At 42.2% G+C, this 12,462-nt stretch carries 8 protein-coding genes; all 8 read left to right on the forward strand.

Annotated features, from left to right (window positions below; translation table 11 throughout):
* Window positions 1-159: 159 nt before the first annotated feature.
* From esaA to ABXS78_RS06495, 8 genes are read left to right on the forward strand one after another with little or no spacing between them, the layout of a single operon-like run.
* Window positions 160-3,696 carry a type VII secretion protein EsaA gene (esaA, locus tag ABXS78_RS06460; protein ID WP_366249410.1) on the forward strand — a complete coding sequence of 1,179 codons (3,537 nt, stop codon included), beginning with the start codon at window positions 160-162 and terminating at the stop codon, window positions 3,694-3,696.
* On the forward strand, window positions 3,671-4,168 hold the full coding sequence (gene essA, locus ABXS78_RS06465; protein WP_366249411.1) for a type VII secretion protein EssA: 498 nt from the start codon (window positions 3,671-3,673) through the stop codon (window positions 4,166-4,168). The genes esaA and essA overlap by 26 nt, the downstream gene beginning before the upstream one ends.
* Before the next feature lie 10 nt (window positions 4,169-4,178).
* Window positions 4,179-4,433, forward strand: coding sequence for an EsaB/YukD family protein (locus ABXS78_RS06470; protein WP_366249412.1), 255 nt, complete (start codon window positions 4,179-4,181; stop codon window positions 4,431-4,433).
* A 43-nt stretch (window positions 4,434-4,476) separates the two neighbouring features.
* Window positions 4,477-5,751: a type VII secretion protein EssB gene (gene essB, locus ABXS78_RS06475; RefSeq protein WP_366249413.1), complete on the forward strand. Its 1,275-nt coding sequence runs from the start codon at window positions 4,477-4,479 to the stop codon at window positions 5,749-5,751.
* A 44-nt stretch (window positions 5,752-5,795) separates the two neighbouring features.
* The gene (gene essC / locus ABXS78_RS06480; protein ID WP_366249414.1) at window positions 5,796-10,229 is read left to right on the forward strand and encodes a type VII secretion protein EssC; all 4,434 of its coding nucleotides are present in this window, start codon (window positions 5,796-5,798) and stop codon (window positions 10,227-10,229) included.
* Between the two features lie 13 nt (window positions 10,230-10,242).
* On the forward strand, window positions 10,243-10,662 hold the full coding sequence (locus ABXS78_RS06485) for a DUF5082 family protein (protein ID WP_366249415.1): 420 nt from the start codon (window positions 10,243-10,245) through the stop codon (window positions 10,660-10,662).
* Between the two features lie 4 nt (window positions 10,663-10,666).
* Window positions 10,667-10,936 carry a TIGR04197 family type VII secretion effector gene (locus ABXS78_RS06490; protein WP_366249416.1) on the forward strand — a complete coding sequence of 90 codons (270 nt, stop codon included), beginning with the start codon at window positions 10,667-10,669 and terminating at the stop codon, window positions 10,934-10,936.
* Between the two features lie 43 nt (window positions 10,937-10,979).
* Window positions 10,980-12,461, forward strand: a complete 1,482-nt coding sequence (locus ABXS78_RS06495) for a T7SS effector LXG polymorphic toxin (protein WP_366249417.1) — start codon at window positions 10,980-10,982, stop codon at window positions 12,459-12,461.
* The last annotated feature ends 1 nt before the right edge of the window (window position 12,462 follow it).

Below are 12,462 nucleotides of genomic sequence, written 5' to 3' on the forward strand. Positions count from 1 at the left end.
TGACCGTCGCATCACACGACAGGGTGGGCTGCATGACGCACGCGTTATGTAGCCCAATTACTGTAAAAAAACAAGTTTTGTGTATCATCCATCATTACCATAAACGATACTTGAAAACACATACTATACAAACTGGAGACACCAGGAGTTGAGAATACATTGAAAAAGTTTGATAAAAGATGGATTTTATTTTTAGTACTTATCGTATTGCTAGCGTCTGGTTTATCTTACTTAACCTTGCACCAGGAAACGACGAAGACAGCGGAACAGCCGCAAACACAGAATATGTCGGTTGCACTTGTAAATGAAGACCAAGGTTCTACGTTTAATGGTACCGAGCTTGCCTTCGGGGATGCCTTTGTCAATTCGGTTAGTGAGAATGAGAATCATGAGTGGTTCGTCGTAAGTCGGGGAGTTGCGGAAAGCGGCTTGAAGAATAATACATACGATATGATGATCGTAATTCCCAATGACTTTTCGGAGAAATCACTCAATATCACTGCTGAAGCACCTGAGCAAGTAGTGCTGCAGTATAAGATCAATGCATCTGAAAATCCGCGTATGAAGGAAGAAGCGGAGAAAACAGCAAGTGATATCCTGAATGATTTTAACAGAAGAGTTATTGATGTGTATTTTGCCAGCATCATCGGGAATCTGCAGAATGCACAAGATAACATTGGTCAGATGGTCAACCGTCAAGCGGCATATACGAATTCCTATAACTCAAATGTGTTCCAGCCATTGTCTGGCTACACCGATCAATTCGGTATGGTAAGAGACAATACCGAAGTTTCAAAAGAAAGCTTCACAAGTTTCGGTGAGCTGCTGGCTTCTTATGAAGATCAGCTAGTTGACGAAACGCAGCTCGGAGAAGACTTCGTCAGCAACCTGGACGAAGTGATGAATTTAAAAGAAACGAATAACACGGAACTTATAAACTTCCAGGATCAAATCAATCAATTCAGTCAAGGTTTGACGGCTGGGGAAGTCGACCAGCGACTGGATCAGCTTGTTGCTGCCAATGAAGCAATCAACCGTCAATTCGCAGCAAGTCAGCAGAATGCTGTTGATACAGTTATGAACCGTCCAGTTACATCATTAAATACGACTAATATCTATTCGGGTTCTGTATCACTACAGCAGCAGCTGCAGGATTCCTCTAAAAGAGTTGCAGCCTTACAGCAGGATATTGATGCGTATCTGACGGAAAGCAATGAGCAATTCAGGGCTAAGATCGAGGATAGAATCAGGAATACGATTGAGGAAGAGCTTGATGAAGATCAGTATTTAAATATCAATGCGCTGTTTGAAGACCCTAATCAAGTTGCTGTTAATAGAATTAACCGAGCTATTGGAAAGCTGCCTTCTTTGAATATTGAAGATTTTCAAAATGTAGGCTTGCCTGATAGTACAGTAAATGAGATTACGAATGTCATTGCAATGACAGAAAAATATCAGAATGAAATTAAGAATGTAAACATTGATCGGGATCCTTCCCCTATTTTGAAAGATGAATTTGACAGATTGAATGAGAAGCTGACAGGAGAAGGTGTTCAGGTAACAGATAGTGTCAACATTCCTGAAAATAAAAAAGAAGGACAGATTTTCCGTTTACAAGTTCCAGAAGGTTTCAAAGTTAGTCATTTGGGAATCCAGCTTCCAGGTGAAGCAGAGCAGTCTTACACAGGAGCAATAGAAAGTGGCGAAGTAAAATTACCAGCCAACCGTGAGGGCGAATTTAAGGTGAATCTCACCCTGCGGAAAGAAGAAGGAAGCTTCGATGTTTACAAGCCCATCGATTGGAGCTGGACTTTAGAGCAGAAGGATATAGGAGATGTAGATAAACCAGATGATTTGGCTTATGCACCTACAAAAGGAAATCTACTTGCAACTACCCAAATCAAAAATGACGATAACCAGCGAGTTGAAGAAGATGCGGTTACCGAAGAAGATACACCAGCAGAAGATACATCATCTGATAATGGAGAAAATGATCAAACTGCGCCTGAAGAAGGAAACCAGCCTGATGAAGATAATGCTGAAACTCCAGTAACTCCGCCTGATAATGATCAGGGTGAAAACCCAGGTGAAGGAGGAACCGATCAGCCAAGTGAACCAGGTGAGGGCGAAGAACCAGGAGATTCCAACGAACAGCCAGGCAGTGATAAACCAGATGAAGAAGATAAAGATGAGCCTGAGAAGCTCTATATCAAAGACAATATCATCGAGCATCAAATCAGTACGCCTGTAGAAGACTTGGATGATACGACTGAGACATTGATTCGCACTGTGACAAATACAATCACTGCGTATCAAGAACTTGGCTCACTATACGAAAGTTATTATGGTTTTGGATTGCATGGACTACCAGATGATTTTAGTTCCACAAGCTTAAATGATTTGGCTACCAATGACTCCCTGTATTACTTATTTAAGAAAAAAGACATTAAGGATCTTCTTGCAGGCTATATGACGAACCAAATCACTGGCAGCGTTACAGAACAGCTTCAAACACCAGCGGAAGCATTCCGTCAGCAAGTAGGAGACTACCAGTCGCGAGTACAGCAAGCTATCGCAGATGCTGATACACTAACTGGCCAGGTTGCCGCAACGACTGAACAAGCAGCGGTCTTGAATGACAATGTCAGCCGGACATTAGAAGATGTAGCAGCATGGCGCGAACAAATGATGACGGTACTGGATGGTCAGACAGAAATCCAAACGAATGCCCAGGGTGAGCAGGAAGCTGTCCTGACATTAGGCAGTGAATTCCAGCCGCTTCTAATGTCGAGTCAGTCATTAGCTGAGCAAGCACAAAGTAATACGAATACAGCTGATCAAGTATATGAAACCTTCGATAATATTGATACGCAAGCTAGAGAAATCGAAGAGAGCGGTACAAATCTAGTAAGCGATGCGGAGACGCTTGCTTCCAATCTGACAGACAAGCTGTCGGATGATCAGAACTTCACGGAGAACTTCACGGAAGTGCTGGCAAACAGCCGAGTCGGTGACAGGCAGAATGAAAATCTATATGATTTCCTTTCCAATCCTGTCCAGACAAGCAATGAAGGTACGATAGCAGCACAAGCCGAGACGATTTTCACGCCTTATTATCTAGTGCTGATCAGTTTCATTGTCGTTCTCTTCACGGCTTATGTCATCTCTACGTTGCATATGAGACGAAAACAGGATGATCAATTTGCATCAGATATATCACTAATGGTACAGCACGCACCAATCACTATCATTACAGCGGGTATTGGTCTGTTGGAAGGTATCGTCATTGGTATTGTATCCAGCTACTATTTGCCAATTGACGATTTGAACAAACTGCAATTGACAGCTGTCATGGCTCTCCTTATCACGGCGATGCTGTTGATAGCGACTTACTTGTTAAGACAGATGAAAATGATCGGAATGTTCATCCTGCTGGCGATATTCAGTTTGTATCTGTTCTTTACAGATGCGATCGGTACAGCAAGCACAGCATTCCCGACAATTGAGAAGTTTTCTCCTCTTCAATACATGGAAACATTCATGCTTCGTATTGTAGAAGGCTCGGTCAACTATGTTGTTGCGATATTTGCACTAGTCATCGCAGCGGCTGTAGGTGCCTTAGCCAACCTATTGGTCATTAGCCAATCGGATAAAGGAGTAGATAATGCCGATGACAACCAAACGGAAGCTGGTTGATTTGGCGTTCATATTCACCATTATTCTGCTGATACTTCTACCTATAGAAGTATCAGCAGAAACTAATTCTGATGAAAATGAACGTGGAAGTCTGCAGATGCAAATCGACCGTATACAAAAGCAAAAAGATGTTGGGACAGATAACCAGGAAACGGAGAAGGAAAAAGTTTTCCCAGGACTATTCAATGAGGAAACGACAGATGAAATTCAGCAAAAAGCGGAAGGCAAAAGAGCGGATGTAGAATCATTGCGAGATAGTGTTTTTACACTGGACATCAATAAGCAATCTTCATTAGAGGAAGTGCAGGATACATTATTTACCGCAGACTATACCTCTGAAGCTGCCAGTGGTCAGAAGGCAGCGGATCAAGCTGAAGAGGATTCCGGAAATGGAGTACTTTATTTCCTAATTGGAATAGCGCTCGCGTTATGCATCGGCTTATATATGATGATGCGAAAATTATTAGACTAGGAGAAAGACGATGGCCAACACGAAACATATTAACGTCACGATGGACTTCCAATCTGTCAGCGGAGAAGGATCTGTCTATGACTTGCGAATCCCCACCCAACTAACGGTGAAGCAGCTGCTTCATCACGTAATGGATACATTGCATATCGAAATAAATGACATTCATTCCACGATCAAGATCGTAACCAAGCATCTTGTCCTGGCGGATGATGACTATCTAAGAGACTATCCAGTCACAGACGGCGATGTACTCGTAGTCTTATAATGTAAAGAGCCGTGTGTGCCAATTGTGAAGGAGCCAGCAAAACATGAATGAGAGAAAAATAGAATTGGATAAAGCTACATATACCCTACAGCAGGATAAACAAACTATCCGGATAACAATGCCCAAATCACAAACCTCGGTAAAAGATATCCGGCAGCTTCATTTGATGCACCAACCTTCCGATCAGTTTGTACCAATGGAGGTACAAGAAGAGGAAGATACTTTAGCTTTCATCTACAACACCAATCCCAACCATAAAAAGTGGTCTGACGTCCAAAAGCTGCGTCAAGATGATAAACTGCGCATTTTGAGCAATATTGGCAAACTTGAACGCTTTTTGTCCAGTCGGATTACGTTTTTCCTTCATCCTGACAATCTCGTCTTCGATGAGAACTTGATGCCGCAAGTGATTCATCGCGGTGTCCGTGAAATCGTACCCCCATTCGATATGCAGTCAGAGACATTCCTTAAACAATATAAATGCTTGAGCATCGCCATGTTCTCGAAGAAATATTCATTCGATCAGCTTTATCATGGCTCCCTTGAGAATGCAAATGAATCAGATTTTGAGAAGAAGATCCAAAAGCTTGAAACGATTGAAGCATTAAGACAATTCCTGCGAGAGAGCTATGCAAAGGAACAGAAAAAAACGGATAAGACGATGAGCTTTTTACCGACAAAACGTTTTAGGTTATATAAACGCTTATCCATCATCATGATTATCCTTAGTGTTTTGCTGGCAGCGCCGCTTGTTTACTTTGCGCTGATCAAGGACCCTTTCCAAGATAAGCAATTGGAAGCGCACGGTGAGTTCCTAGCGGACAATTACAATGACGTTATTTCAACTTTGGCAGAAGAGGATCCGGAAAAGCTGCCGAGCCAGACCAAATATGCACTGGCGTATTCCTATATCCAGGTAGAAGCTTTATCTGATGAAGAAAAAGAATCAATTTTAAAAAATGTATCCTTGAAGAGTGACCAAGATTATCTGCTTTATTGGATCTATAACGGTCGTGGAGAATTCGATACTTCCTTGAATAAAGCCAAGTATATTGATGATCCGCAGCTGATTATCTACGGCTTGATCAAGAAAATCGAACAAGTGAAGAACAATCCGGATCTATCGGGTACGGATCGTGACAGACAAGTTGAAGATTTCCAAAATCAGCTGGATAAATTGCTGGAAGAATATAATATGGATCCTCTTGGTGAGGAATCCGGTAGTGAAGCGGCACCTGATCAGGAAGCTGCAACAGAGGAACAGCAAAACACTGAGGATCAAAATGCTGATGAAAATAAGCAAGAAGAAGAGAAATGATGTTTTCAGCGATGGATGGAGTGCATAGAGAGGAAGAAGAATAGATGGCACATAAAACACTGCTCATAGCATATAAAGATAAACTGCATAAATGCCATTTGCCAGAACAATCAGGTCAGACTGTAATCATCGGGGATAAGCGCAAGGACCAGGTAACGATAGCTGGACTGACTACTGAGATAGAACTGGACTGGGACGGACAGAAACTATCCTATCAGCAAGAGGAGATTCGTGCTGCTAAACAAATAGGGGAACTGCAGCTATATGTAATTGATACGAAAAAGTACAACATATTTGATATTGCTGGCCAGCAATCTGTCACATTCGGTGCAGCGACCTACAATGATATAAGTAAACAGCATTGGAAAGCCGATTTTGTACTAATGCGTGAAACAGGTGTGGATGGTTTTCGAATAGATTTACGTAGCGGAAGCATCTACCATAACTACCGCCTGCTCCAAGATGATGCACTGGTGGAAGATGGAGATATCCTGTTTGTAGATGGCGTCATGATGACAATCTACACAGATACAATTGAAATCAACTCAAACGGAAGCTTGGATGCTTCGTTCATGGAATTGATCGGTCAAGAAAAACCATACGGCGGGGAGTATCCAGACTATCACCGTTCTCCGCGTATCATTTACCGGGAACCAGAAGAGCAACGAACCATTGCAAAACCAGCCAATAAGCCGAGTAAACCGAGTGAGCAGCTGGCGAGGAACATTGTACCGCCGCTGGTCATGATAGCGGCTTTAGTTGCTATTTCACTGGTTCAGCCTCGTGGGATTTTCATCATCGTTATGGTAATCGCCACTTTGGTTACGGTCATCTTTTCCATTACGTCTTATGTGAAAAATGTGCGTAAATACAAAGCGGACATGAAACACAGAGAGGCAACGTATAAGAGCTACCTAAAGAGAAAAACGAAGGAACTATATCATGCAAGTGAAGAACAGCGACATGCGCTGCATTACCACTATCCTGATGTAGAGAAAATTTCGGGAATGGCAGCTGCGACAGAAGCTCGTATTTATGAGAAGACACCTTACCACCATGATTTTTTGAACTTCCGTACAGGATTAGGGCGCGTGGATACAAGCTTTGAGATTTCTTACAACGAGGAAGAATTCACACAGGAACAAGATGATTTGGTAGATGAAGCAAGACATTTACTAGACCAGTTCAAAGAATTGCATGATGTTCCGGTCATAACGTCCCTGACGAAGGGACCGGTTGGTTATATCGGGCAGAGAAAGCTTGTTCTGGAGCAGCTCCAGCTATTAGTGATGCAGCTTTCTTTATTCCACAGTTATCATGATTTACAGTTCGTTACGATTTTCCCGGAAGAAGAAAAGCAAGAGTGGGATTGGATGCGCTGGCTGCCGCATGCAAGTGTGCGGGACATAAATGTTCGAGGCTTCATTTATCATGAACGTTCCCGCGACCAAGTACTCCATAGCTTGTATCAAGTGCTGAAAGAGCGGAAGCTGCAAGTGGATGAAAAAAGCAATTCGAATGAGAAGCTTTATTTCTCACCTCATTATGTTGTCCTTATTACCGATGAAAAGCTGATTTTGGATCATACAATTATGGAATTTTTCAATGAAGATCCAAGTCAATACGGTGTATCGCTAGTCTTCGTTCAAGATGTTATGCGAGCATTGCCGGAGCATGTGAAAACAGTCATCGATATCCGCGATAGCAATGACGGAAAGATCATCCTAGAAGAGGCAGAGCTTGTAAACAAAGCGTTCAAACCAGATCATTTTCCGAAGGATTTCAATAAAGAAGCTGTCTCAAGAGCTTTGGCTCCACTAAACCATCTCCAAAACCTGAAGAATTCCATCCCAGAACAAGTAACGTTCCTGGAGATGTATGGAGTAGAGAAGGTGGAAGAATTAGCGATACAAGCACGCTGGCGCAAGAATGAGACATACAAGACTCTTGCTGTACCACTTGGACTGAGAGGAAAAGAAGATATTGTTCACCTTAATCTTCATGAGAAAGCACACGGTCCGCACGGATTGGTAGCGGGTACGACAGGATCTGGTAAATCGGAAATTATCCAGTCGTATATTCTTTCGCTTGCTGTAAACTTCCATCCTTATGAAGTTGCATTCCTCCTGATTGACTATAAAGGAGGGGGAATGGCGAATCTGTTCCGCAAGCTGCCGCATTTGATGGGTACAATCACCAACTTGGATCGTGCACAATCAATGCGTGCTTTAGCTTCCATTAAAGCAGAGCTGCAAAAAAGACAGCGTCTGTTTGGCGAGTATAACGTCAACCATATTAACCAATATCAGAAGCTATTTAAACAAGGAAAAGCAGCTGAACCAATGCCGCATTTATTCCTTATTTCAGATGAGTTCGCCGAGCTGAAGTCCGAACAGCCGGATTTCATGAAGGAACTCGTTTCTACGGCCCGTATCGGACGTTCCTTGGGAATCCACTTGATTCTTGCGACACAAAAACCAAGTGGTGTAGTGGATGATCAAATCTGGTCCAACTCCAAGTTCAAGCTGGCATTGAAGGTACAGAATGCAAGCGATTCGAATGAAATTATCAAAACACCTGATGCAGCGGAAATCACACTGCCTGGCCGTGCTTATTTGCAAGTTGGAAACAATGAAATCTATGAACTGTTCCAGAGTGCATGGAGCGGAGCAGACTATATTCCGGATAAAAACGATGAAGACCATGTGGATCTTACCATCTACAGCATCAATGATCTGGGGCAATATGACATTTTAACGGAAGATTTAAGCGGACTGGAGAAGAAGGAATCTATTGAAAAGATTCCATCAGAGCTTGATGCCATCATTGATCATATTGCGGATTACACAGAACAGCAGCGTATTGAACCTTTAGCACGCCCATGGCTGCCGCCTCTGCCAGAAAAGATTTTCGGGCCGGAACTTCACCCAGTTTCATTCCGTGATGCATGGAAAGAACCGAAAAAGCCTTTGGAGCCGATGATTGGTTTACTCGACCAGCCGGAAATGCAGCAGCAGATTCCATTGACGCTAAATCTATCCAAAGACGGACATATTGCTGTATTTGCGAGTCCAGGTTACGGGAAATCGACATTCCTACAGACAGTTGTCATGGATTTGGCGAGACAGCATAACCCGGAACATTTGCACGTGTATTTGCTTGACTTTGGTACGAATGGATTACTCCCATTAAAGAATCTGCCGCATGTAGCCGATACGTTCCTCGTCGATCAAGTCGAGAAAGTAGGCAAATTAATCCGAATGCTGAATGGGGTTATGAAGCAGCGTAAACAAAAGCTGAGCCAGTACAGTGTGGCGAACATAGGCTTGTTCGAAAAAGCAAGCGGGGAGACTGTACCGAATATCTGTATTGTGATTGATAACTATGAGTCTGTCAGAGACAGTGATTTCGGTGACGATTTCGAGAAGGTAATCACACAGATTGCCCGGGAAGGTGCCAGCATCGGAATTCATCTGATTATCAGTGCCGGGCGCCAAAGTGCGATGCGCATGCCTTTGCTGTCCAATATCAAGACACAAATCGCTTTGTACCTGATTGAGTCCAACGAAGCAAGATCGATTGTAGGACGCACCGATATAGAAATTGAAGAAATCGCAGGCCGAGGTCTTGTGAAAATGGAGGAACCAGCATTATTCCAGACCATGCTGCCTGAACACGGGGAAGAAGCATTGGAAATCCTTGATCGGATACAGGATCTAGCTAAAGACATGAACGAAGTATGGGATGGAGACTATCCGGATGCTATCCCGATGATGCCAGAAGGTGTTGTGGACTTCCTTGAATTCAAGGAACAGCGTCGTACCAAACGGATATTGGAAGAGAAGAAAGTGCCGCTTGGGCTTGATTTTGAAGAAGTATTGCCTGTTGCCTATAATCCGGCGCAATATGATCACATGACCGTTATCAGCGATCGGAAAGATGGATTGGATCGTATGATCAGATCTGTCGCGAAGAACGTTACCTTACTGAAAGATGTGTATCAAACGATGCTTATTGATACAGCAGATCAGGATATGGCTGACGTAGGGAAAGACATGCATGCTTATGTGTCTGAATCAATCGGTATCTCAACTATCAAAAATGAGCTTATAAATGAGATCAAGCAACGAAATTCAGATGGAGTATCGGAACCAAAATGGCTTGTTCAAATTGCAGACCTGCAGGACTTCACGGAACGTGCCGGACTTACTCTTGAAGAAGCTACTCTCATGATGGAACGCGGCAGCAAAGCGGGCATTCATTTCATAATTTGCAGCGATTACAACTATATCGGTATCAGTTATGAACAAGTTCCTAAATATCTTCGCAGCCAAGCTATCTTCGGACTCGTCGGCATGCGCCTGGGCGATCAGGATCTTTTCAAACAGCCATTCATCCGCCAGGAGAAATATCCAGAACCATACGAATGCTATGTTGCCATGGATCATCAGCATGTGAAAGTGAAAATTCCAGAATAGGAGGAGCTTATCCTTGAGTAAGAATTTGAGCATTTTGCAATCACGCAAGCGGTCCCTTTTGAATGGAATTAGTGATGCAAGAAGTCAAGCACAAAGCTGGGGCGATAAAATTACTCGCCTCCAGCAGGCTTCTAACAGTCTTCAGTCAGATATAACAGCATTGGAAGCAGATAAAGGCAAAATTGACACCTACGAAATCGATGTAAGACGCTGGAAAGGCAAAGAAGAAACCCGCTTTTTCGATGCCTATGCCGAGTACAAAGATCAAGTCCAGCTCTTCGTCAAAAAGACAAAGCAAGCAAAAGAAACAATAGATGATGAAATTGTTCGCTGTGAAGCGAATCGTGCTAGTTGTCTGGCTAGTGCTGAAAACTTGTCTATGTCTTTAAGCACTGTGGAAGGTAGGATTAGACAAGAGATGAAGAAGGAGTGAGGATATGGGGAAAGAAGTAGCTATTAATATGGAAGTATTTGAATCCAATGTCAGCAGTCTAAAGGCATCGGCAGAATCATTGCTTTTTAGCCAGCATAAAAGCTATACACTGGAAAAAACAAATATAGCACCATTTACGAAGGATTTGGAACAAATGGTAAAAGCTATTGAACTCTTAGATAAATACCAGTCATTCCTGACACAAGATATCCAAACATTAAAAGAGGTCGGAGAAACAATGCGGGACACTGACGAGCAGCTAGGTAAGAAATAAGAACAACAGTCCGCTTAATAAATAGTTCTTGGAGGGTTGAATAATGGGAAATAAAGTGGACATGAGTGAGGTTAATCGCTTTTCAAAGGACTTAGCCAATATCTCAAGTAATATTACAGAAGTTTTGGAACAAATAAATTCTGATTTAGAAAAAATAATAAGTATGGATTCCTTTAGTGGAGAAGCAGCAGATAAGGCAAAAAGCTATTATACCAATGTACATGGAACCACCATAAAGCTGTTTCAGGATTTATGGAGTGAATTAGAGGTAAATATAACCAACCATATAGAGACTTTTGCTACTGTCGTAGATACAGATAAAGCCGCTATTATTGAGAGTGATTACCTAACTGAATCAAGCACAGAGATTGAAACACAGCATAGTGCACTAGAATCAGAAGAATCATCAGTTCATAAAACAATTGATAGTATTTTAGACATTTGCCACGTAAATAAACCGACTTTAGCGACAGCAACAACAAATAAAGAAAAAGCAATAGAAATTATAAAAACGACTCATGACAATTTGGAGAGCTTTAAAAGTAACGGTAAAGACGAAATAGAGCAGTTGGATAGTGTCATGGAAGACATCAGGAAAGCTATGGATGAAGCAGGTAAGGAATCCGGTACTAAGCGATTTGATACAGGTATTGATGGGGAGAAGGTATTAGCTATTTTAAGCAAAGCTGTGACAAATCTAACGTATGCAAAAGATTTAACTGCAGGTTATACATCTAATAAACCGGTTATCCAAGCAGCTAAGGACTTGGGATTAAATGTTGTAAAAACAAAAGATAAAAATACTGGCAAGCCAATTTATCGTATAAGTGCTACCGAAGAAGCATTAAGAAAATTAGGTGTTGAACCTGATCCTCATGCGTTACGTGCATTAGGGCATAAAAAAAATGGTAATGTTAAAGCGCACTGGAGTGAGAGAACTAGAATACGTTATCTCAAGAAAGCACCTTTACGCTATTATAATGAGAAGACGGGAAAGCATATATGGTCTGTGACTGGTAAACGTGTACTTGAAAAATATCCTCAGTTAGAGGCATGGAATGAAAAGGCAGGAATGCTAGATAAAATAAAGGATGTTTCTAAAGTAACAGGTAAAGAAACACTCAAGGGTCTCAAAGATAGTGTTGTTCCTGATATTAAAAGTTTTGCTTCAAGCTCCGGAGGCGTTGTAAAAGGGGCAGCGAAGTCTTTAGGTCCAATAGGGACAGGCTTAAGTTATTATAGTAATTATAATGATGCTAAGAAAGGTGGACTCTCAGGTGGTGATGCAGTTTCTCGGGCAGTTCAGGATACTGTTATTGACACTACGGTAAGTACAACGGTTCAAGCGACTCTTACCACTTTGGGGACGGTTGCAATTCCGATCCCAGGTGTAGGAACTGCAATCGGTGCAGGTTTAGGGGTGCTAACAAATATAGGTCTGAATATGAAATTTGGGAAGAGTAAAAAATCTGTTATGGATCGTACGAAAGATACTTTTCATAAGATTAAGGGTTGGTTTAGCTAAG

The organism is Terribacillus aidingensis (assembly GCF_040703035.1).
Classification (GTDB): domain Bacteria; phylum Bacillota; class Bacilli; order Bacillales; family Amphibacillaceae; genus Terribacillus.